We start from the raw sequence: 22,900 nt of genomic DNA on the forward strand, positions 1-22,900 counted from the left end.
CAAGAGATGTAAGCAAGCCCTAAAGGAACTTGATGCTTGCGTGGGTGCCGGACAGCATTTCTGGCGTACGCCTTCCGGTGTCGACCGGATCGCATGTCCAGTGCGGCTAAAGTTCACCGGTGACCTGCGAAAGCCATATCGCGCCGGCTCGACGCGACAAGCTCCCCGTCATTAGGCGCTTACCTCAGGAAAACAGGAACGGACAGAGGTCTTTCCATGCGCTCTGAAGTGCAGTGGAGGTTGTGTTGGGAAAACGAGTTGCAACTGCATGAGCATGTCGAGCTGTCAGACTTCTTGCACAAAACCTATGGAGGGACTGGCACCTTCTCCGCAATGCGATTCGAAGGCGGCCGCAGTTGGTTCGGCGCGAGGCCAGAGTTCCGCGCAATTGGTAGGGACACGCACGGTGTAGCGGCACATCTCGGTCTACTGCGCCGGTTCATCAAAGTTGGCGAAATCGACGTGCTGGTGGCCGAACTCGGATTGTACGGGGTGCGTAGGGATCTTGAGGGCCTCGGCATCAGCTTGTCCCTGCGCAGTCTGTATCCGGCGCTGCAGCAGATGGGCGTTCCATTCGCTTTCGGCCAGGTTCGGCACGAAATGCGAAATCACATCCAGAGGCTCTGCAAGGTGGGGCTTGGGAAGATTGTGCCGGACGTTCGCATCCGCTCGACCCTGGCAGACATGCATCCCGACCTGCCGCCCACGCGCTTGGAGGACGATCTCCTCTTTGTCTCGCCGATTGGGCGGTCGATTGACGAGTGGCCGTCCGGCACCTTCATCGAGCGGAACGGTCCGGAGCTATGAAACATCTGGACCGCATATGTGAAATGTCCAGTCACTGCGCAGACGGCACCCAAGAGCGCAGCGTCTATCTCACGTTTGACGACGGTCCCGATCCCGTTTGGACACCGGAGGTCCTCGACGTGCTGGCGCAACACCGGACACCGGCGACATTCTTCCTGATCGGTGACGCGGCTGTAGACCGGCCGGAGCTTGTCCGGCGAATTATTGCGGATGGGCATGAAGTGGCCAATCACACGATGACTCATCGCGACCTGTCCAGATGCGAACCCGGCGAAGTTGAACGTGAAATAGTTGAGGCGAACAGCGCCATCAGGATGGCGTGCCCCCAAGCTGCGCTGCGGTACTTTCGTGCGCCCTATGGGAGCTGGACCGAAGAAGCTCTCAAAGTCTCGGCGAGCACTGGATTGGCACCCCTGCATTGGTCAGTCGATCCGCGAGACTGGTCTCGCCCCGGCGCGGACTTGATTGTCGATGCAGTTCTCGCCGGGGTCCGCCCGGGCGCGATTGTGCTCCTTCACGACGGGTGTGACTGCTCTCGAAGGAATCCACGCGACCAGACCGTTATGGCGCTGTCCCGCCTGATCCCAGCGCTGCACGACCGCGGATTCACAGTCCGACCCCTTCCTCAACATCATTGAACAAACGAGATCCTATGGACCCGCTTACCACAGCCAGTACCGTCGCCGTTTCGTGTTACGCGCTGCTCTCGACCGTTTATAAAGGCATGCAAGCGGTTTATGCGCAGCCGGGACACGTTGCCTCAAGCTCGGACGACTTGCTCGCCTTCGACCTTTGGCCGAGCGTGGATGTCATTATCCCCTGCTACAACGAGGAGCCGCGCACACTTTCGGCCTGTCTGGCTTCGGTTGCAAACCAGGAATACGCCGGAAAGCTGCACGTCTATGTGGTTGATGACGGTTCTGGAAATCGCAACGCCCTCATGCCGGTGCATCACGCCTACGTAGACGACCCCAGATTCACCTTTATTCAGCTCCCCCACAACGTCGGCAAACGTAAAGCACAGATCGCCGCGATCCGTGGTTCGTCTGGAGATTTCGTGCTCAGCGTCGACTCTGACACGACTCTCGAGCCCGACGTGATCGCGAAACTTACCGCAAGGATGCGGGATCCAGCGATCGGCGCCGCCATGGGCCAGCTGACGGCATCCAACCGGAGCGACACTTGGTTGACCCGGTTAATTGACATGGAGTACTGGCTCGCTTGCAACGAGGAACGGGCAGCGCAGGCCCGCTTTGGTGCGGTCATGTGCTGTTGCGGCCCCTGTGCAATGTACCGCCGCTCTTGTCTGATGTCGCTGCTGGATCAATACGAAACTCAGCTGTTTAGGGGCAAACCTAGCGACTTCGGCGAGGACCGCCATCTTACCATCCTGATGCTGAAAGCAGGCTTTCGGACCGAGTACGTTCCGGACGCCATCGCGGCGACAGTCGTTCCGGACAAGATGGGACCCTATCTGCGCCAACAACTACGCTGGGCACGAAGCACTTTCCGCGACACGCTGCTGGCACTGCGCCTGTTGCCGGGCCTCGATCGCTACCTCACGTTGGACGTGATTGGACAGAATCTCGGTCCATTGTTGCTCGCGGTCGCTGTACTCGCCGGGCTCGCAGAGCTCGCATTGGCAAATACGGTGCCTTGGCCAACGGCAATCATCATTGCCGGCATGACGATCATTCGATGCACCGTGATAGCTTTGCGTGCACGCCAAGTCCGGTTCTTCGGCTTTTCTCTGCACACGTTCATCAACATCTTTCTCCTACTTCCCTTGAAAGCTTATGCGTTGTGCACCTTGAGCAACAGTGATTGGCTGTCGCGCAAAAATGCCATCCAGCCCCATGGGAGCAAGAAGCCGATCATCGTCGCAAACCCGATCACCAGGGCAAATGGTACAGGCAGTCCGGGAATTGCCGGCTCGAATCGTACTGATCGTTCGCGCGATTCTGCACAGCTGGTTGAGCCTGGCGTTCTTCACAGCTCCGACTGAGCACTTGGGTAGAGAATACGTCGTGAGCTTAGGCATACATCAACGATCAGACCGAGAACCAGCCGAAAGCGACTGTAGCCTTCGACCCTTTTTTGCGCGGCTGCTACAATCGCTTTCTCTCATTCCTCAAGGACCAGCACAGGTACCAGCTGCTCTGGACCAGAACCTCGAAAGTAAGCTGCCGGCCGGCCGATTGGCCTGTTTTCAGCCTGAGATAGACGTATGTCCAATGTAGCAATCGACCTTGACCAGGTAACCAAGTCATTTGGCAGCAAACTCGTTGTGAAAGGGTTGTCCTTCACTGTGGGGACGGGAGAGTGCTTCGGCCTGCTGGGGCCGAACGGTGCAGGCAAGAGCACCATTGCCCGCATGCTCCTCGGCATGACCCGGCCTGACTCCGGTAAGATCACGGTGCTCGGGGTGCCGGTGCCGGCTCGAAGTCGCTTGGCCCGCAAGGGCATAGGTGTCGTTCCGCAGTTCGACAACCTGGACCTGGAATTCACGGTCCGCGAGAACCTGGTGGTGTTCGGGCGATACTTCGGCATGAGCACACGGAAGATTCAAGAGGTCGTTCCATCTCTCCTCGAGTTTGCCCGCCTTGAGAGCAAGGCGGACTCACGTGTCGGCCAGCTGTCAGGCGGCATGAAGCGGCGTCTAACGTTGGCACGCGCGCTGATCAACGACCCACAACTTCTTATAATGGACGAGCCAACTACCGGCCTCGACCCGCACGCCCGCCACCTGATCTGGGAGCGGCTCCGTTTTCTGCTGGCGAGCGGAAAGACAATCATTTTGACCACCCACTTCATGGAAGAGGCTGAGCGGCTATGCGATCGGCTGTGTGTACTGGAGCGGGGACGCAAGATTGCCGAGGGCAGCCCTCATGCGTTGATAGACGAACATATTGGATGCAATGTGATCGAGATCTTTGGCGGCAATCCGCAGGAGCTGACTTCGCTAATCAAGCCGTACGTTCAGCGCATTGAGGTAAGCGGCGAGACACTCTTTTGCTATGCGCCCGATCCAGAGCAGGTGCGTGGCCAGCTTCGCGGGCGCGCAGGTCTGCGGATTCTGGAGCGCCCACCAAGTCTGGAGGACGTCTTCTTGCGGCTAACCGGACGCGAGATGGAGAAGTGAATGATGCGTGAAGATCTTGCGGCGGCACTGCCCGCCAACGCGTGGAACTGGATTGCGGTGTGGCGCCGCAACTATCTGGCGTGGAAGAAGGTCGCATTTGCGTCTCTTCTCGGTACTCTCGCCGATCCTTTAATTTACCTTTTCGGGCTCGGTACTGGTCTTGGCCTAATGGTGGGTCAGGTTGAAGGCGCCTCGTATATTGCCTTCTTGGCAGCCGGGATGGTCGCGACAGGCGCGATGACCGCATCGACCTTCGAAACAATATACGCGGTTTTCAGTCGCATGCGCGACCTGGGCACCTGGGAAGCAATCCTGCATACACAACTCACGCTGGGCGACATCGTTCTCGGTGAATTGGCGTGGGCAGCCACCAAGGCCTTTCTCGCAGGCACGGCAATTACCATTGTTGCTGCTACGCTGGGCTATGCGGCGTGGACGTCCGTGCCCTATGTGCTGCCGGTGGTCGCTCTCACCGGCTTTGCCTTTGCCAGCCTCGCAATGGTCGTCATCGCGCTCGCGCCCAGCTACCACTATTTTATATTCTATCAGACGCTCGTCATCACACCCATGCTGTTCCTGTCTGGTGCGGTCTTTCCAGTCGGCCAACTGCCAGGCGCCTTTCAGCGCGTCGCGGCCTTCTCCCCGCTGGCGAACTCTATCGACCTGATCCGTCCGGTAATGCTCGGCCATTTGGCAGACAACGTCGGGCTGCATATCGGCGCACTTTGTATGTACGCCGTATTGCCGTTTTTCCTCTCTGCTGCGCTGTTTCGTCGACGTCTGATGCGTTGATGCTGCTGCGACCGGCACGAGAGGATTGAGTCCAGTTCAAGACATAGCAGCCGAGCTTGTTGTGCCCTGGTCTGCCCTAAACCCTCGCGACCGCTACTAGCTGGAAACACATAGCAATGACTCACCCCACGCCTACGCCTCAGCCTTTTGTGATCCTTGCGATGCCAAGGACTGGCACACACTATCTCGAGGAATTGCTAAACGAGCATCCGACGGTACTAAGCAACGGTGAGCTGCTCAATGAGTATGATGCCAATTGGCCCGGGAAGGATCGCCTGCTACGCACCGATCGTGAGCTCCTCGAACAAGCCTACTTGCGCTATCCCACGCCAGACTACAAGAAAGTGACGCATGTCGGCTGCAAGATCAATGAACCCCAATTTCGCGAACGCCCAGCTTTTTTTGCCGAACTGACTCGTTGGCCAGCCCTCAAAGTCATTCTCGTAACTCGAAATATATTAGAATCGCTACGGTCCTTTGCACAGGCAAGACAAAGCGGGCAATGGCTGAAATTCAGTTCGGACGCCGCTCGGCCACCGCGCGTCCGATTGTCAATCGCTGACTGTGAGGCTTACTTCAAAGCCGCGGACGATTTCCACGCGCGCATTGAGCACTCCTTCACGTCGAGCCAGCTGCTCGTAGTGGAATACGAGAGCCTCCTTCACGAGCCCGCTGCTTGCTTAGGAAAGGTTTGGGATTTCCTGGGCGCGCCGACCATCGAGCTATCTGATCCAGCCAACCTTCAGCGCCAGGAAACGCGAGCGCTAGACCAGACCGTGCAGAATTTTGATGAGTTGCAGCTCCACTTCGCGGATGGACCTTACGCCCGGTTCTTTGAAGCGGGGACTCTCTGACTGGCGCCGTTCTCGGTTCACGGTCGCAGCCTAGCTTCTGTGCCATCTGATCGTGGTCGCTTCCCTGGGTTGGCTTCTCCGGCATCAACGAGGACCGCTTGCCTCATACAGAGGTGAACCCGCGGTGGAAAAATGACGATGCCCAACATCAGGTTTCACAAGCTTGCAGCCATTGTTGTGCTCATTGGTTTCGCGGCGTGGATGGCGACAGGCGAGTTTTCGTCGGTCGGCAGCGTAGCCGCCAACAAAGCCAAGGCAGCCGAAGCCGAACAGGCCAAGGCGCCGGACGCGGCCAAGCCGAAGACGGCTGAAGCCGAGCCGAAGGCACCGCTGCGCACCGTTGCGGTGGTGACGCCGCCACGCAAGACCTATGCACGCGCCATCCGCATTTCCGGGCTGACCGAAGCCGACAAGCGGGCGGTGCTGGCGACGCGCGTCGCCGGTGTCATCGACAAGCTGCCTGTCAAGCAAGGCGATCACGTCAAGACGGGGGATCTGGTGCTGATGCTTGCGGCGGAAGAAAAGATCTCGATGGTCGACAATGCAAAGCAGTTGGTGGTGCAGCGCCAGGCCGAGTTGGACGCAGCCTTGCGGCTGATGAAGACCGGCAATCTGCCGAAGCTGCAGCTCGACACCGCGCGCTCGAACCTGACCTCGGCGCAGTCGCAACTGGAAACGGCACAGGCCGAACTTGACCGCAACGAGGTGAAGGCGCCCTTCGACGGCGTTATCGACCGGGTGCCGGTGGAACTTGGCAGTTCCATCATGCAGGGCGGCGAGGTGGCAACCATCCTCAAGCTCGATCCGGTGATTGCCCGCGGCGAAGTCAGCGAGCGCGATCTCGGCTACCTGAAACTCGGGGACAAGGCCACCATACGGCTGGTCAGCGGCCAGACCGTCGAAGGCACCGTGCGCTACATCAGCCGCGACGCCTCTTCGGCGACCCGCACCTTCCGCGTCGAGGTTGCCGTCCCCAATGCCGACGGCTCCGTGCCGGCCGGCATGACGGCGGAAATCGCACTCAGCGCGCTGCCGACCGATGCGGTGCTGCTGCCGCGCTCGGTGGTGACGCTCGGCGACAAGGGCGACCTCGGCATCCGTGCCGTCGGCAAGGACAACAAGGTTGCGTTCTTCCCCATCGACCTCGTCGACGACACGCCGACCGGCTTGGTGCTTGGCGGCATCCCTGCCGATGCGCGCATCATCGTTGCCGGCCAGGAACTGGTGAAGGAAGGCGATGAGGTCAAGCCGGTCGAAGCCGACCAGGCAACCATCCAGAAACTGCTGGGCGAAGCGACCGCCGGCACGCAGTAGCATGGGGTACGGCGGACAGACCCCGGGCGGGGACACTTGGCTGCGACGCAGCTCGTGAAATTCAAGAACAGGCGTTAGCCATGGATATCGTCAGACTCGCAATCAACAATGCCCGCCTGACCATTTCGGTCCTCGTCTTCCTTCTGCTCGCCGGCTGGGTCGCCTATCAGTCGACGCCGAAGGAAGCCGAGCCCGACGTTCCGATTCCGATGATGTATATCAGCCTGATCTATCAGGGCATTTCGCCGGAGGATTCGGAGCGCCTTCTGCTGCGGCCGATGGAAAGCAAGCTGAAGAGCCTGAAAGGCCTCAAGGAAATGCGCTCGGCCGCCTTCCAGGGCGGCGGCTATGTGCTGGTCGAGTTCCAGCCGCAGACAAATCTGGCGACGGCCTTGCAGGACACGCGCTCCAAGGTCCAGGACGGCAAGGCCGACCTGCCGCAGGCGGCCGAAGAGCCGGTCGTTACCGAAGTCAACATCTCCGAATTCCCCGTCCTCGTCGTCACCCTGTCGGGCGAATTGCCCGAACGCGTGCTAGCCGCCGCGGCGCGCGAGTTGCGCGACCGCATCGAGGAAGTGCCAGGCGTCCTGGAGGGCTCGTTGCAGGGTTCGCGCGACGATCTTGTCGAAGTCGTCATCGATCCGATGAAACTGTCGTCCTACGGGTTGCAACTCGATCAGCTGATCGGCGCTGTCGGTGCCTCCAACAGTCTGGTCGCCGCCGGCAATATCGAAGGCTCGGAAGGCAAATACGCCGTCAAGGTGCCGTCACTGATCGAGACGCCCGAGGACGTGGCGGCCTTGCCCGTGGTCGCCGGCCCCAATGCCGTGGTGCAGGCCAAGGACATCGCGACGATCCGCTCGACCTTCGCCGATGCCACGACGATCACGCGCCTCAATGGCAAGCCGGCCATCGCCATCGAAGTCAAGAAGCGCATCGGCGCCAATCTGATCGACACGCTCGCCAAGGTCAGGGAGGTGTCCGACGCCTACGTCAAGACGATGCCGCAAGGCATGAACGTCACCTACACGCAGGACAAGTCGGTCTTCGTCAACCAGTTGCTCGGCGATCTGCAGAACCACGTCATGATCGCCGTCATCCTGGTGTTCATCGTCATCCTCTACGCGCTGTCGGGTCGTGCCTCGCTGCTGATCGGATTGGCCATCCCCTCATCCTTCCTGATCGGCATCCTGTTGCTGGCGATGATGGGCTACACGATCAACATGATCGTGCTGTTCAGCCTCATCCTGGCTGTCGGCATGCTGGTCGACGATGCCATCATCGTCACCGAGTTCGCCGAGCGACGCATGAGCGAGGGCATGCCGAAGGAGCAAGCGTTCGCGCTTGCCGCCAAGCGCATGGCTGGCCCGGTCATCGCGGCGACGATGACGCGCATTGCCGCCTTCTCACCGCTGTTGTTCTGGCCGGGCATCATCGGCGACTTCATGAAATATATGCCGATCACGCTGATCGTGACGCTCTCGGCCTCGATGCTCTATGCGCTGGTCTTCGCACCGACGCTGGGCGCCATATTCGCCAAGGCGCCCGCCCATCACCCCGACGACAATCGCGACGGCTGGTACATGGCCGTGGTCAAGCAGGCGGTGCATTATCCCATCACCGTGCTTGTCCTCACCGTGGCGCTGTTGTTTGGCGTGGGCTACGCCTATTCGAAATTCGGCGCCGGCGTCGAATTCTTCCCGAATGTCGAGCCTGACTACGGCCTGCTCTATGTCCACGCCCGCGGCAATCTTTCGCTTGCCGAAATGGACGCGGCCACCAAGACGGCGGAAAACCGGCTGCTCGGCTGGCCGGGCGTGAAGTCTGTCTATACCCGTGTCGGCAAGACGCAGGGCGGCGGCCAGGATGTGTCCGAGGACGTCGTCGGCGTCATCCAGTATGAATTCATCGACTGGCGCGAGCGCAAATCGGCCAACGATATCCTGAACGATTTGCGTGGCGTCATGGCCGGCATTCCAGGCGTCGACGTCGAGGTTCGCGTTCCGGAAGCCGGCCCGCAGACGGGCAAGCCGATCCAGATCAGGCTTTCGGCCGTCGACCCCAAGGGGCTCGACGACAAAGCGCGCGCGGTTGCGGCACGCATCGGCAAGGTGCCTGGCGTCATCGACATTTCCGACGGCCTCCCGCCGCCCGGCGTCGACTGGGCGCTCGAGGTCGACCGTGCCAAGGCAGCGCAATATGGCATCAGCCCAACCGCTGTCGGCACAGTGGTGCAACTGGTGACCAACGGGCTGAAGCTTTCGGAATACCGGCCTGCCGGCGCCGACGACGCCGTCGACATCAGGCTGCGTCTGCCGGAAGACCGGCGCACGCTGTCGACGCTCGACGAGCTCAGGGTGCAGACCTCGCAAGGCTCGGTGCCGATCTCGAATTTCGTCGTGCGCAAGCCGGAGCCGACGGTCGGTATCCTCAACCGTATCGACGGCGCGCGCACGGTGGTCGTCCAGGCAAACGTTGCCGCAGGCGCCCAGGTCGCGGCCGTGCAGGCGGAGGTCACCAAGGCCGTCTCCGGGATGGATCTCGGCAGCGGCATACGTTGGAAGCTGGCCGGCTCGAACGAAGACAGCGCCGAGGCCAGCGCCTTCCTTGGCAAGGCCTTCGGGGCGGCGATCTTCCTGATCTTCCTGGTGCTGCTGATGCAGTTCAACAAATTCACCAGCGTCTGGCTGGTGCTGTCCTGCGTGGTCATGGCGACGATCGGCGTGTTCCTCGGACTGCTGATAACAGGCGAGACGTTCGGCATCGTCATGTCGGGCATCGGCGTCATCGCTCTGGCCGGCGTGGTGGTGAACAACAACATCGTGCTGATCGACACCTATGACCGGCTGCGCGAAGAGGGCTGGGACAAGATGGAGGCCGTGCTGCAGACCTGCCGCGAGCGCGCGCGCCCGGTGGTGCTGACGGCGGTATCGGCCATTCTCGGCGTGCTGCCGATCGCCTTTGGCCTTGGGCTGGAAATCTTCCACCACGAGACGACGATCAACGCGCCGTCGACGCAATGGTGGATTTCGCTGTCCTCGGCGATCGTCTTCGGCCTGTCCTTCGCGACGGTGCTGACGCTGGTGGTGACACCCTCGATGCTGATGGTGTTCACCCGCGCCAAGATCAAGCCGGGCGCACGGCGCGGCTTGTTCAGCCGGCTGTACCGGCGCGGCAAGGGTGAGATCTCGTCGGATGCGCAAAAAGCGGATGCCGGTCCGGAACCAGCGATCGCCTTCCCGAAAGCCGCCGAATAGGCACGCTGCATGATTTGAATGGCAAAGGCCGCCCGGAACAACGGGCGGCCTTTTGCTTGTTTGCCCCGCAATACGGTGGGCAGTGCCTGACGCAAATGCTCTTCGACTTGCGTTCAGGTCCTTGGGAAGCGCAGACGCGTAAACTACGACCTCTCGGATAGCGGGCGTCGGACAAGAATTCTGGCGCTCCGATCCGCGATTCAGGATTACTAAAGCCCGAGCTTCCTCTTCAGTTCCGCGTTCTCCTTGCGCAGGCGTTCCGCGAGCAGGCTCTTCAGTCGCTTGTTTTCTTCCTCAAGCGCGACGAGGTCCTTCAGATCGTCACCAACCGGCGCCGGCGGCGTAGCTTTCTTCCATTGATAGTAGGTCTGTTCCGAGATGCCGGCCTGCTTTACGGCGCTCTTGTGGGTGGCGCCGCCACTGATAGACTTTTGTATGAGGGCGAGCATCTCGGCGCGCTCCTTTTCAGAGTAGGTCTTACGTCCGGTCGTCGCTGCTGGTGCTTCCTCCGCCTTAGACGCCGCGCTGGCATTCTTCCGAGCAGCTGGCCTAGGCTCAGCCTTCGCCTTCGGCGACCGTTTGGCCTTCTTCTTTTCAGGCATCTCCACTTTGGCTGCCGGTTGGGTTGTAGTTGTTACTGGTTCAGCGTCCAGGGAATTTGCCATGAGATGCTCCGCTCGCGGTTTGTGCCTGTGTTCAGCATCAAGCGCTACGACGCTTGAGTCAACAAGTCGATGATTTGGCAGATCCATCTCCTCGAGTTCTCTTCTTGTCTCGGCCGTTGCTGCGGTAAGATCGACACCGCTCCAGATGGAACCACTTCGCTTTTGAGAACTGCGCTTCTGTCTTATCTCGACCGTGAATGCCGGGGGCTGCCGCCTCATAGGTAGTTCCTTGTTGAAAACGAATTGCGCTGGAAGTCGCGGCAGGCGACGGGTGAAGGTCCGGCCGATTCTTCTGCAGTCGAGCTATATGCATCCGACCGCCCGAGCAAGACCTGTTGGTGACGTACACCGCGGACCATAACGATTCCTGCGAGTACCTAGAAGCAAGTAGGCACTATGCCATCTCTCGATATCGACCAGGTGGCGGAGTCCGCAGCATGCAAAAACTATCTATCGTGTCTTTGATTGTGCATCGACGGCAGGGGTACGAACTGAAAGGAACTGCTCAAGAGCCGATCCAATCTGTCTGTCAGTTCTGCGGGTCACGTGCCGGGACGGTGTAACTCGACGGGAGAAGCCGCTCGCGAGCGCGCGCTCAACAGCGCGGCAGTGAGCGAGCGGCGTAGGGGGGGGTTGGCGTGAAAGGGATTGAAGCGTCGGGCTCGAGGCCTTTATCGAGCGGGGGTTACATTCGCTTCGGCAGCGTGGAACGACACACGATCGATGTCTTTGAGCTGAACCCCGGACGTTGCGAGGCAGTGCTGAAGAAACCCCAAATCGGCTGGGCGCAAGCTCGCTTGACTTAGATCGGGCTACGCTAATGTTCGCCCCTCAATCAGACATGGTCTAACACAAAAGTTTCGATAGCCCGCCCCCTCAGCACCAGATCCAAGGTTTCGCCTTGCCGACCCATCTACTTGGCAGGGCCGCCCAAGGCGGTCCATGGCCAGTCTTGAAACAATGGCGACCCGCAAAGCACCTGCATGATCAGGGCACAGGAGCGATCTCCAATGACTTCTCCGCTCAATTGCCTCCGCGCCTCAAACCGGAACTCGCCTGAGAAGCCCGCGTCGGATGAGATCGATGCTGGCGGCAAATGCGCCTGCAAAGTCATTTAACGCATGGACCTCCTCCACAAGCTCAAAGGAGAAGGGGCCCGAATAGCCGCCATCGAGTAGCGTCCGGATTTGGCTGCAATTGTCCGAGCCGCCCAGGATGCGATCCGGGCGAATCCAGAAGGTTGGATCGTTTATGCTCGAAATGTGCACGAGACCGGTCAAGTCGCAGAAGAAGGACGTCTCGCTGGCAAGCGTGTGGTGGAATGTATCGTGGACAAGCCGGAAGGCGGACTGGCCATCAACCGAGGCAATGGCGCTAGCCGCTTCTTTTTTCGACCGAAGTGAGGAGGTCTGGAACCCAAGCGGCTCGATATACCCAACGAGACCCCGCGACTGAAGTATTGGCTTTAGCGCCTTTAAGGCGACGCGGAGATTGCCTTGGCGCTCGGCATTGGCGGACCGCGAACCGTCGTTCACCGGCACCAGCATGAGCGCCTGGGCGCCGCAGGCGGCCGCATAATCGGCGAGCTTGCTGGCCTCGGCTTTGCGGGCGGGAGTCCACTCGTCGAATCGCTGCAAGGCGTTGACTGAGATAATCGTGACTCCCGCTTCGGCAGCGGCAGCCCGGATATCCGCCGACGGCTTGCCGCGCACAACAGCCTTGCTGCAAGGATTAGTCCGGACTTGCACGTCGGTCAGACCGAGATCGCGGGCGAGTGCGAGGAACGTCATGACGTCAAGCCCAGGTGTCGCCATATGGTCGAGCGCAAACCGAAGCGGCGCCAGGCGCACGGAGTGGCGTTCTTTCATCAAGGCGGCCGCCATTCGCGGCTCACTGGCCGTTTCTCGATTTTCAAGGCCGAAATGTTCGGCATAGGGAGGCGAGCCGGTCGAAGTCACCCGCTCTCTATTCATAGGATTGTCTATCATTGTGAGCCGACTTTCACGCAACGGGTACCACCGCGCCTCTTGAGACATTCATCTGCTAAGCGAAATGACCGAAGATGGATCCAGCCTACCCAGCCGCTTCTGCAGAGTGAGTACCAGGCCGCAAGGATGCTGAACCGCTCCGGAGCCAAACTGATGTGGCCGGCTGCTCCGCCGTAGCGAGGTGGACGGCCAGTGCAATCATAGGGCCTCCCCGACCTCTCCCTCAGGCTCTGATTCAATCCAGGACGCGCTGCTGTGCGGCCTTTAATGGCTCTGGGCACAAGGCCAACGCGTCGGCGAGCGTATTGAACGCAATCGGGGCGACCGCCGGCGAGACTGCGGGCGACAACATAGAGTCGCCGAGCACCAGGCGTTATCGCCAGCACAAAAGCCGCGGCAAGGCGTGGGGCGAGTTGCGTCAAATTTGTCATGGTGGTCGATACCAACGAAGTTTATGTTGCTAAGGGATGAAGGAGGCGACCTCACGGTCAGATGCCCGCTCGCTCGCTGCGAGGCCCGCAGCCACTCCGGCACGGTCGGCCGCGTTCCGATTCTGGCTCATCTTGCGCTTGCCCTCGATCCTCGTGATCGACATGCGCAGACCCACAATTCCGCGGAGTTGGGCCTGCACGAAATCCGACGGCGCATCCGACACCGCCCAGGGCGAGACGCGCTCACCCTCTTGGTGGTCGGTCAGGCGATTCACGGCCTCCAGCAGCCTCCCGGTGTCCTCGAAGAACTCGACCGGGCCATAGGCGTGGACGGTGACGTAATTCCAGGTAGGCACAACCTTCCCGGTTTCCTGTTTGGTCGCATACCACGCCGGGGTCACGTAAGCTTCCGGCCCCATGAAGATGGCCAGACCGTCGCCCAGCGGGGGAACACGGCACTGTGGATTGGCCTTGGCGAGATGGCCGTAGATCACGCCGTGCTCGCCCTCGCTTTCATCAAGCAAGAGGGGCAGCGGCGAGGCGAAGAGTCCCTCGGCCGTCGCGGTGACGAAGTTCGCCAGAGGAGATGCGCGGACGCTCGCCCGCAGGAAATCCATATCATCATCGCGGAAGGCGGGAGGGGTGTACATCGGGGGAACTCCGTGTGTGCGCTGCAGGTCGGGATACCGGCAATCTGACCCTCAGGAAACAGCCAGTTAATTACAAATGAAGTCGTCCAGTTGGTGAAGTGACCTGGCGAGCCCAGATCATCGGGCCAACTATCTTAGTGGCCCAACAGTCGTAGAGGGCCGTGTGTCCAGCTTGCGTAGCCCAGCAGGACCTGTGTGACGCCGAGCTGGCGCCGTCCTCCCGGGTTGGCAAAATTAATTAGGACACAGCATGTGCCGCCGAGCCGCTGGCGGTGTCGGCGGCAAGCTCGCGACCCGCAGATATGGCTGCGTACCGATCTGCTCGGGAAGTTAGCCTTCGAAGGAGGCGGAGAGCTCCCCCGACGGGTGAGCATACGCCTCTCGATCGACATCTCTGATAGGCTTCCGTGCTGCCGGCCTGCCTATCAGGCCGCGCATGCAGGCCAGCTCAGCCGCGATGACAGGGATGGCACGTTCCTCAACCGACCCGCCTGGCGGAACTGGCGACCGAGGCTTTTGCGGTGGTGATTTCCTGTTCGTAAACCTTACACCCTGGTGCAAGCTCTCTCAGACCGCTCACGAGCATCTTAGCTGCGTCCTCGAGCGCTCCCTCCGGCATCGCTGCTAAGCTTTCCAAAATAAACCACATGCGGCCGCCCACCGTCTCCAACCGGGTGCGCGTGCCCTGCCGCCAGTTCCAGCGGCGACATGTAACTGCCAGATCGTCGCGCCAGATGACCTCCCCCTTGGAAGGCTGTTCGACGACCGCTTCGCCATTCAAAACAGTGTGGAAGCACTCCGTTCCTTCCGCAATTGTCAGCCGTGGTTTACCGACGTATGCATCGAAATTTTCGCCGCCGACGGGTATTGCGAAACGCAGGCTCACTGCATTGTAGAGGTCAACGACAGGATTTATCGATGGGATGCGGCCGTCCCTCTCCACCCGTTTTTTCAATGCGTGCGCCGAGCACGGCGTCCGGTTTGGTTTTGCTCCGAATCGGACGTATGCCTCCGCCCAATTGGCTAAGTGCGCTTCTCCCCAGGCGGGTCCTCCCGCTCGGACGAAATCGCAAGCCTCTCCCAACACGTCTCGAGCCATGACGCCTCGCGCACTGTCCTGTGCATCAACAAGAATGCTGATAGCGCGAAAGTCAGGTGCGATCTCTGCCATTTCCTCGTCGATCAGCGGAAAATCCATCAACGCTTTCTCCTTTAAGCCGGCCGCACGGCGCCTTGCTTCCACTGGATGTAGGAGTCTCGTCGAGAACTCTCTTCGCCAGGTCGCAGGGTCAGAGTACTGCCCTGGACCCTGACTGGGCGACAGGGCCAGTCATGGCAAGTCTTGCTGATCCAGTCTGCGATCGCTGCCGGCGTGACTCTGGGGTCACGAGCCAGGCCTGTGCACCGTCAGGCCGGTTATTGAGGATGTTGCCGAGTGCTCGCAAGGCTTTTTACCCGTTGAACAGCGCCAGTAAGGAGCCGAACGCCATTCTCGATCTGCCGAATGGTCAGGGCGGAATAGCCCATCACCAGTCCAATCCGGTCAGCACGGCCTTCATCTCGAATGTATAGTGATGAAATCGGATGGATGCCCACCCCGACCCGCCGCGCCTCTTCAACCAGGATGTCCTCCAGCGAGCGAGAAAGATCCTTGAACCAGACGACGACATGCAGCCCTGCATCAGCACCCTCGATGACAATACTGTCTGCGAACGCGCGTTGAAGGACGGCAAGCAGCGCCTCTCGACGCTCGCCGTTGAGACGGCGGACGCGTCGCACATGGCTTTCATAACCACCGCTCTCGATAAGTGAGGCCAGGGCCTCCTGTTCGGCAACCGGAGAATGCCTGTCGAGAAGCTGCTTGGCCGTCGCAAAGACATCTTGCAACTCGGCCGGAACCACCAGGTAGCCGATGCGCAGCATCGGCGACAGTGTCTTGGAGATCGTCCCAACATAGATCACGGAACTGCGGTCTTCCAGCTTGTGCAACGGGGGCACCGGACGAATGTCGTACCGGTACTCGCCATCGTAATCGTCCTCGATGATATAGGCGTCGTTGCGCCGAGCCCATTCGAGAAGCTGATAGCGCCGCGAAATCGACAAGACGCCGCCGAGCGGGAACTGGTGCGACGGGGTGACATAGGCCAGCCGCGCCGGAATTTCCTGCAGCAGCTCCGTCTTCATGCCCTCGCTATCGACGGCGACGGCCACTGGAGTGGCTCCTGTGCTGGCAAAGACCAGGCGCGCCATTCTATAGCAGGGATCCTCGATCACGAAGCTGTCAGCAGGATCCAGCAGCAGACGCGCGCAAAGGTCCAGGCACTGTTGTGATCCACTCACGACGAGGATCTGCTCGACCCGGCAGCTAAGCGTTCGGGCGCGCCACAAATATCCCTGCAACGCCTGGCGCAAGCGATGCGAGCCGCGTGGATCGTGATAGGCCAGCCTTCCGGTACTTTGTGACATCGCCGCGTTCATCGCGCGCTTCCACGTCAGTGCAGGGAAATCAGATGGTGCGAGGTCGCCGTAGCGGAAATCGACCTTGAGACGGTTGGGGAGGTAGTCGGACCGTGGCGGACTGGCGCGCAGTCGCTCGCCGTAACTGGAAAGGTGAATCGGGCCAGTCCGTTTCGGCACCGCGCTGGTCGCTTTACTCCCGACTAGCGAAGCTGCAACGCGAGGTCTTGCGCCTTGGATGACCTCAATGAAACCCTCGGCGACCAGCTGGTCATATGCCACCGTCACCGTGGTTCGCGACACACCGAGTTCATTTGCGAGGCCCCGGGACGACGGCAGTTGGCTGCCCGTTTCATAGATGCCGCCCAGGATCTGCTCGCGAAGAGCTTCGCAGATCTGGCGCGCGCCCAGACCTTGAGGGCGAGCTGTCGAAGCGGCAGGAGAAGGCTGGACCATTTCTTTCATCGCCAACTGAACGTTCCATCTGAGTTAGTGTGACGGCATTGTCCCCGAAATCAAGAGGGCTAAAGCCGATGGCCAGCGCCGAAGATCCGCTTGAAAACGAGGCAATATCAATGCCATTCCGGAACGAGGTCGACCTCGCATTTGCCACCCGGGTCATCCATCACGGCTACGATCCGGCCGGCTTTTCCAATTCCGTTCAGACGCCTGTGTTTCTTACATCGACCTAGATTTGAAGGCGTGGCAGCAAACGAAGCCGCCGCAGCCCTTGGCGGAAGACTTCTACGCACGCGAATACAACCCGACGACTGGGGTCCTCGAAAAGCGGCTCGCCAATCTCGAAGGAGCCGATGCTGGGCTGGTACTCGCCTCGGGGATGGCGGCCTTCGGCACGCTGATCCTTTCGCTGCTTTCGCAAGGTGACGAACTCATCGTCCACAACACCGTTTATGCCAATGCACTCGCCATGGTCGAACAGGGCCTGCCGCATTTTGACTAAGGTCGTTGCCCTCGACCTGTCAAATCCCAGTAATCTCAAGGGGGCCATCACCGAAAAGGACTCGGCTCGTTTTCTTCGAGACGCCGATCAACCCGTTGAGCCGTATCCTCGACATCGCTGCCATTGCCAAACACGCCCACTCTCGCGGCGTGAAGGTCGCGGTCGACAGCACCTTCGCCTCGCCCGCCCTCCAGCGTCCGCTGGAACTCGGAGCTGACATCGTGATCCATTCGCTGACCAAGTACATCAACGGACATGGCGATGCGCGGGGCGGTGTCATACTCGGCGATGCGAAGACATTGCACCTGTTGCGCGAAACTGGCCTGCGCTATCCGACCCGGGCAGCGCTCTCGCCCATGTCCGCGTTCCTGATCTTGCGCGGGCTGAAGACACTCACGCTGCGTATGGAGCGTCACAGTGCCTCTGGGCTCGCGGTCGCCCAGGCGCTCGACGCACCGGGCTGTGGCTTGGGTTAGCTATCCGTTTCTCCGCTCTCATCCCGACCATGAGATCGCGCGCAGACAGATGTCGAACGGCTCAGGCATGTTGGCTCTCCAAACGGGGTTCGAGGGCGCGCGCCGTATGATGGACGGTCTCACGTTGATCACCAGGGCAGTCAGCCTTGGCGATGCTGACCGTCTCATTTATCATCCGGCAAGCCTGACCCGCTCGCGCAAGTTAATCTGCAAGGACGCGCATTTGCCTGAAGCAGTCGGCGACGACCTCATGCGCCTGTGGGTAGGACTTGAAGACGCCGTCGCTGCCGTCACTATCGCTTGGCGTAAACCGCGAGCGGGACTCGTCCACCCGTTTCGTCCAGCGCCTCGGAAAAGCCCGACGGCGTTCCTCGCGTGACAGATACATGTAAGTGCCGGTGCTGCCGAGCAGGCCGATGGAATCCACCTTTGCTGCACAGGGCGCCGATTTGATCACCGATCTCAAGCAGGCGAACGTGGGCGCTTTGCGCACCGATGAAGCGGTAAAATATGCAAGTGATGCGAAGGCCCTCGGCGCAGCCGCGGGATTTTCGCCGCTTTGTCCTACAGTCCGCTCACTGAGGACGAGGTTTTCGAGCATTTTTACGACAGTGGCGCGCGAAAGTGGCCTTCCGATCGTGATCTACGACGATCCTGCAAACACGCATTTTCGCTTCACGCCAGCACTCATCCGCGTCTGGGACAGCTGCCTGAGATCCTCGCTATGAAAAACTCAGCGGACCGGGGCGATGCTATCGAAGGCCAACTTGCGTACCAGAAAGAAATATTGCCGAAAGAATTCTCAATCGGCTACAGCGGCGACTGGAACGTCACGGCGGCCCTGATCGCGGGCGCCGATGCATGGTACAGCGTCCTCGGTGGCATCTTGCCGGAGCCCTGCCTGGGGATCGTCAGAGCGGCTCGGCACGGCGACCACACAGAAGTACACGGGTTAGACGCTACGCTGGCCCGGTGTGGGAGCTTTTTAAAACGTTCTCGAGCCTTCGCATTGTCTACGCTATCGCAGAGCTCCTCGAAATCTGTTCCGCCCAGCCCCCACGGCCAATCAAGCCGGTTTCCGCTGCCGCGAAGTACCAGGTCGCCGAAGTCCCGGCCCGTTTAGGATCAGGTGCCCCAATCGTAAGCCCCGCTTTCGAGTGGTGTGCTGACCACCGACGGATTACAGCTCTCGACCCCTACCCAGCGAGCTCACCGTGTGTGCCGAGGGAGCGCAGCACCTCCCGTCCCTCGGGACCACATCCTTGCTCAGCGGCTTGCGAGGCCAGCTCTCACTGCGGCACAGTTCTGGCAAAATGTCATCGTCCGAGCATGCTACTCCTCCTGATTGTGTCAAGTTTAAATCAAATTGTCCTATGTATGTTCACCGTTGCGCGACACTGACCTCGTAGAGGGCTGACGCGGCGGCTACTGAGAGGTTAAATGAAGAGCGATTTTTCCGCGGCCCGGGTGCATTTAGATCGGGCGTACCACTATCTTGGTGGTGATGACCCGATGAGCCAGACGGGGCGTGAAGCCTTGGACGCTATAATTGAGGCGGTCGCCTTCGAAGAATTCAAACAGCCCCGCCAACAGGCGGAGGTGCTACCATTTCCGGATGTGCGTCGCTTCTGAGACGATCGCCCTAGCTATTGACCTGTGGAGCAAATCCTCCCTGCTCCCCAGGCATAACCGGATGGGTAATAGCCATGAAGGCCTGGGGCGCGCATCCACGATGCCGGGCAGGTAGCGAACCCCATGGCCGGGGACCACGCGGTCGATTGGGCCAAGGTCCTGTCCGAAGCGCTGAGGAGAGTTTCCTTTCGGGCGAGACCGTGACGTCTGTCGCCAGACGAGGGGGCGTGCGCCGGCGAGCCTCGGCGTGGCGCGCCGAAGCGGTGCCGTACGCCGTTCGGCGGCCTTGTTTGTTGAGAATGCCGGCGATGACGGCGTCGGGTATGCGGTGCAAGCCCCCGCAGCAGCACCAGCGTGTGCTCGTCCGTACGACGAGGAGCGGGCCAGCGGGCCGACGCACATATCTACTTTGAACGCTCCGGCTGGCCCCCGTCTGGAAAAATTCCCGAAAATTGGCGCGATCGAAGCTTTTGAGCGGTGTTCGCTATAACCTTCACATCAATCACCGCGCCAATCCGTCAGGCGCGAGGCTCGCGCGGGCAAGTCGATGTTGCATTAGTTAATCCTCCGGGGAATCCGCAAAAGCGCCGGCAGCAACAGCAGCAAAAGTGAGCCAGAGCCACATCTCAGTGGAAACCGCCGGTCAGCTCTCGTCGAAATTCGACTGCAATGTCTTCAACCAGCTCTCTTTCGTATCCCCGGCACGAAGATTACCCTCCAGCACAAGCTCGGGGACGGTTTCAATTGTCGCACTGAATTGCCGACCAATATTTGCGATCGCCCCATTTTTGTCTTGCTTGTCAAGAAGCTCTACAAGCTGTCTCATATCAGTTATAATACATGATAGACGCTCCGGCCGTTGCAAATCCAAAAGACGTACATATCTCGTTCGGATGTTGAACTCATGAACGAGATCCAGCATTTTTCCATTGTTTCCACCCTCTGCGATCTTCTCATAAAATACCTCGAGGAACTCCCCAAACAAAATACAGTCGTTAGAGCTGGGGATCGTAGGAAGCGTCGACCACGGCTTGGAATGCTCATCTGGGCCTTCCCTGAAAACACCCTGAAGTATTGCGTTGGCAACACCATACTCATCTGATAATTGCTTTGTATCCAGCTTTCTTGTGTAGTAGCCATTGCGAGGAGATCCGACGATGTACTTTTCGGTTTCGATCTGAATCAATGCCTCGCGTAACGGGGTAACGCTCGTTTTCAGGGTAACGCTGATTAGACGTGGGTCGAGTCGCGTATCGGGGGGCACCTTAAAATCGACGATAAGTTTCTTCAATGCTTTATAGAGTCGATTGGCCTTGGACCGATCCCATCCTGGTGTATCTTCGTGCTGCCTATACATGCCTTCTCCTGGGAGAATGGTTTCTGCTATTCAAAGAAGCTTGGGCTGCAGCCCCACTCCTGGTGTCCCTCGCCCGCCCGATCTGCCCTTACAACCCGGGGGAGCCGGTTAGATGGGGCTGATCCTCGTGCGCGCAAGTGACATTTTTGCCCCACGGGGACATTTGAACCTCGCCGCCACATCAAACGGTGAGCCAAAGCGGCCGCTTTGAAGCTGGCCTCAGCGAGCTTCGCCATGCCATCGGTATCGTTCTTGTTTCGTTAAGTTTCGCTTAAGGCGCACCAGAACCTGGTCGTCGCCGGCCAGACCGGGATCGAAAGTCATGGCTGGCCTGCGCCTTCGACCGTCAGGCGGCACGGCTCGATCATTCCGTGCTCTACCTGCGCGTTTTACGGCTCTCCGAGGGATTTGCGTTCGCCCGCATTGATGGCCGCTGCCGCCGCCTCATCTACAAGCTCACGCGCGTGCGGCTCCTCATCCTCGACGACTTCGGAACGCACTCCCTCATTGAGGAGCAGCACTTCCATCTGTTCGAAATCGTCGAGAAACGCTATCGACGCAAACCACCCTGATCACCGCCTGTTGCCAGATGGCATCATCGCCGAGCTAAATATCAGGGGCCGCCGCCATTCTCGACAGGCTCGCTCACCGCAGCGCTCCAGTGCGAAAGCAAAGCCGCTGCGTCTCCTATGAAGTCAGTGCGTGTCGCAGCCTCACTTTGCCAGAGCGCCGCCTCTATTCACTTCCCATGGTATATTAGTGAACAAATGTCCGCGTACTTAGCATCACGTCGTTCGCTGCCTGCAGTGCCTGCCCCCGTCACCTTCCGCCCTTCCATTGTGGAGAATCTGATCCAAGTGGCCAGCCGAGGTGTTCATGGGGCGCGCGATTGCGGGTAATCCTCTACGCTCCACTCGTCATTATTGCACGTCCGATAGCCAAGGCAATTCTGGGCAGCGCTGACATTTCCGCAAACACGCGCCGCACGATTTCCTCGGCGATCCGCTCCGGGGTCGACGTGGGCTCGTCTTCGGCCGGGACGAACGATGCCATGCCGGCGAGGCATTCGCGCAGCATGCGCCACGACCTTCGCCGCAGCGGGAACTGGCTTCATGTACATGCGCAAATTAGTCCTAAAGAAGATCGAGTGCGCGATCAAAATCATCGTCGACACCAGACGCGGGCACCAAGCGCTAGATTCCTTCCACCGTCATGATTGCTGACAACGGCCTTTGGCGTAGAAATTGGCCCGCCACTCGATCGGCGATCGAGGCACTTGGACTGCGGATATCAGGTGCAAGAGGCGGACTTGACGCCCTGACGGGCCGCATTTTTGCCTGGACGCGCCGGCGCGTCTGGAACGACCCGATCGCGAACGACGTGTGGCAGCGCTTCGATCGGGTCGACCTTGCGCCGGCCGATGCGGTCTGATCCTGTAAGCTCAGGCGCCCTCGACCAGCGCGCGCCGGGCATGGGTGTTGCCGGCCGTTGCGATGCGGCCCGCGCCAGACGGTCTCGCCACTCGATTGCTCGCCGGGACCAGGCCGAAGTAGGCCATGAGCCGGCGTGGATTGAAGAAGCGGGTGAAGTCGCCGACTTCCGCAACCAGCACCACGGCATTGGCTGACGCGATACCGCGTATTGCCTGCAGGCATCACCCACCGAGCGCCGGTTCATTCCGGGATCGGCTGAGTATCTGTTACTGGACCTGCTGCAGGCGCCGTTCCGCATCATGACGGCATCGACGTAGTCCTGAATCCGACCTGCTGAGCGGGATGTTCGAAGGCCAATGTCAAAAGCAATCGGCAGCAAGCCATTCGCCAGGCCGCCCCACGCTCTTGCTTATGCCCGTGACGCAGCAGAAATCGCGAAGACGTTCATGCGCTCGCGTCAATATCTGTCGCACGACGGGGCTACACAGGCGATCAGGTCGCGAATGGCTTCGTGATCGTTATGGGCACCCAGACGGGGGTCAACTCTCCGGCCCGATTGCGGCGGGCGAGCATGGTGGCATCCCGACGGTTTATCTTCACCCGATCGCCGGCCGCCTCGGAATCAGCGATGACGCCACCACGTCGCAGCGATGACTCAGGCTTGTGAGTTGGCGATAACGGCCA

General features: G+C 60.0%; 18 protein-coding genes and 1 pseudogene. 12 read left to right on the forward strand and 7 right to left on the reverse strand.

Annotated elements, in window-relative coordinates; all coding sequences use genetic code 11:
• Positions 1-216: 216 nt before the first annotated feature.
• The 8 genes from FJ490_RS28860 (at position 217) to FJ490_RS28895 (ending at position 10,166) form a co-directional block, all read left to right on the forward strand.
• Positions 217-807: a NodA family N-acyltransferase gene (locus tag FJ490_RS28860; RefSeq protein ID WP_064993560.1), complete on the forward strand. Its 591-nt coding sequence runs from the start codon at positions 217-219 to the stop codon at positions 805-807.
• Positions 804-1,445, forward strand: coding sequence for a chitooligosaccharide deacetylase NodB (nodB, locus tag FJ490_RS28865; protein ID WP_064993561.1), 642 nt, complete (start codon positions 804-806; stop codon positions 1,443-1,445). The genes FJ490_RS28860 and nodB overlap by 4 nt, the downstream gene beginning before the upstream one ends.
• Before the next feature lie 14 nt (positions 1,446-1,459).
• The gene (gene nodC, locus FJ490_RS28870) at positions 1,460-2,812 is read left to right on the forward strand and encodes a chitooligosaccharide synthase NodC (protein ID WP_064993562.1); all 1,353 of its coding nucleotides are present in this window, start codon (positions 1,460-1,462) and stop codon (positions 2,810-2,812) included.
• Between the two features lie 222 nt (positions 2,813-3,034).
• Positions 3,035-3,949, forward strand: a complete 915-nt coding sequence (gene nodI / locus FJ490_RS28875) for a nodulation factor ABC transporter ATP-binding protein NodI (RefSeq protein ID WP_064993563.1) — start codon at positions 3,035-3,037, stop codon at positions 3,947-3,949.
• Positions 3,950-3,952: 3 nt separating this feature from the next.
• Positions 3,953-4,741 (forward strand): ABC transporter permease, encoded by a 789-nt coding sequence (locus tag FJ490_RS28880; RefSeq protein WP_064993578.1) that lies wholly within the window; start codon positions 3,953-3,955, stop codon positions 4,739-4,741.
• Between the two features lie 116 nt (positions 4,742-4,857).
• On the forward strand, positions 4,858-5,595 hold the full coding sequence (locus tag FJ490_RS28885; RefSeq protein ID WP_064993564.1) for a sulfotransferase: 738 nt from the start codon (positions 4,858-4,860) through the stop codon (positions 5,593-5,595).
• Between the two features lie 138 nt (positions 5,596-5,733).
• Positions 5,734-6,909: an efflux RND transporter periplasmic adaptor subunit gene (locus FJ490_RS28890; protein WP_086081372.1), complete on the forward strand. Its 1,176-nt coding sequence runs from the start codon at positions 5,734-5,736 to the stop codon at positions 6,907-6,909.
• Positions 6,910-6,989: 80 nt separating this feature from the next.
• Entirely contained in the window at positions 6,990-10,166 is a 3,177-nt protein-coding gene (locus FJ490_RS28895; protein WP_095790674.1) for an efflux RND transporter permease subunit, read from the forward strand.
• Positions 10,167-10,375: 209 nt separating this feature from the next.
• Here the strand turns inward: FJ490_RS28895 and FJ490_RS28900 are convergent, their stop codons facing one another.
• From FJ490_RS28900 to FJ490_RS28925, 5 genes are all read right to left on the reverse strand, one after another.
• The gene (locus tag FJ490_RS28900; protein WP_224655970.1) at positions 10,376-11,050 is read right to left on the reverse strand and encodes a transposase; all 675 of its coding nucleotides are present in this window, start codon (positions 11,048-11,050) and stop codon (positions 10,376-10,378) included.
• Positions 11,051-11,871: 821 nt separating this feature from the next.
• Positions 11,872-12,714, reverse strand: coding sequence for a TIM barrel protein (locus FJ490_RS28910; protein WP_064994854.1), 843 nt, complete (start codon positions 12,712-12,714; stop codon positions 11,872-11,874).
• A 565-nt stretch (positions 12,715-13,279) separates the two neighbouring features.
• Positions 13,280-13,900 carry an FMN-binding negative transcriptional regulator gene (locus FJ490_RS28915; RefSeq protein WP_064994855.1) on the reverse strand — a complete coding sequence of 207 codons (621 nt, stop codon included), beginning with the start codon at positions 13,898-13,900 and terminating at the stop codon, positions 13,280-13,282.
• A gap of 478 nt (positions 13,901-14,378) precedes the next feature.
• On the reverse strand, positions 14,379-15,101 hold the full coding sequence (locus FJ490_RS28920; RefSeq protein ID WP_176479568.1) for a B3/4 domain-containing protein: 723 nt from the start codon (positions 15,099-15,101) through the stop codon (positions 14,379-14,381).
• A gap of 215 nt (positions 15,102-15,316) precedes the next feature.
• Positions 15,317-16,822 carry a PLP-dependent aminotransferase family protein gene (locus FJ490_RS28925; protein WP_064994856.1) on the reverse strand — a complete coding sequence of 502 codons (1,506 nt, stop codon included), beginning with the start codon at positions 16,820-16,822 and terminating at the stop codon, positions 15,317-15,319.
• 110 nt (positions 16,823-16,932) lie between these two features.
• On the opposite strand from FJ490_RS28925, the pseudogene FJ490_RS28930 reads away from it, so the two are divergent.
• The 3 genes and pseudogenes from FJ490_RS28930 to FJ490_RS28940 all read left to right on the forward strand — a co-directional run bounded on the left by FJ490_RS28930 (position 16,933) and on the right by FJ490_RS28940 (position 19,426).
• Positions 16,933-18,173: pseudogene (locus tag FJ490_RS28930) on the forward strand (aminotransferase class I/II-fold pyridoxal phosphate-dependent enzyme).
• A gap of 37 nt (positions 18,174-18,210) precedes the next feature.
• Positions 18,211-18,522, forward strand: coding sequence for a dihydrodipicolinate synthase family protein (locus FJ490_RS28935; RefSeq protein ID WP_140688030.1), 312 nt, complete (start codon positions 18,211-18,213; stop codon positions 18,520-18,522).
• A gap of 712 nt (positions 18,523-19,234) precedes the next feature.
• Positions 19,235-19,426 (forward strand): hypothetical protein, encoded by a 192-nt coding sequence (locus tag FJ490_RS28940; protein WP_013533545.1) that lies wholly within the window; start codon positions 19,235-19,237, stop codon positions 19,424-19,426.
• Positions 19,427-20,069: 643 nt separating this feature from the next.
• On the opposite strand, the gene FJ490_RS28945 is transcribed toward FJ490_RS28940, so the two are convergent.
• Complete coding sequence (locus FJ490_RS28945) at positions 20,070-20,783, reverse strand: GntR family transcriptional regulator (protein WP_064994861.1); 714 nt, start codon at positions 20,781-20,783, stop codon at positions 20,070-20,072.
• A gap of 326 nt (positions 20,784-21,109) precedes the next feature.
• On the opposite strand from FJ490_RS28945, the gene FJ490_RS28955 reads away from it, so the two are divergent.
• Positions 21,110-21,355: an ATP-binding protein gene (locus tag FJ490_RS28955; RefSeq protein ID WP_280952669.1), complete on the forward strand. Its 246-nt coding sequence runs from the start codon at positions 21,110-21,112 to the stop codon at positions 21,353-21,355.
• A gap of 869 nt (positions 21,356-22,224) precedes the next feature.
• Here FJ490_RS28955 and FJ490_RS28960 read toward each other — a convergent pair.
• Entirely contained in the window at positions 22,225-22,434 is a 210-nt protein-coding gene (locus FJ490_RS28960; protein ID WP_084016086.1) for a transposase, read from the reverse strand.
• Positions 22,435-22,900: the final 466 nt, after the last annotated feature.

This window comes from Mesorhizobium sp. B2-5-11 (assembly GCF_006440835.1).
Classification (GTDB): domain Bacteria; phylum Pseudomonadota; class Alphaproteobacteria; order Rhizobiales; family Rhizobiaceae; genus Mesorhizobium.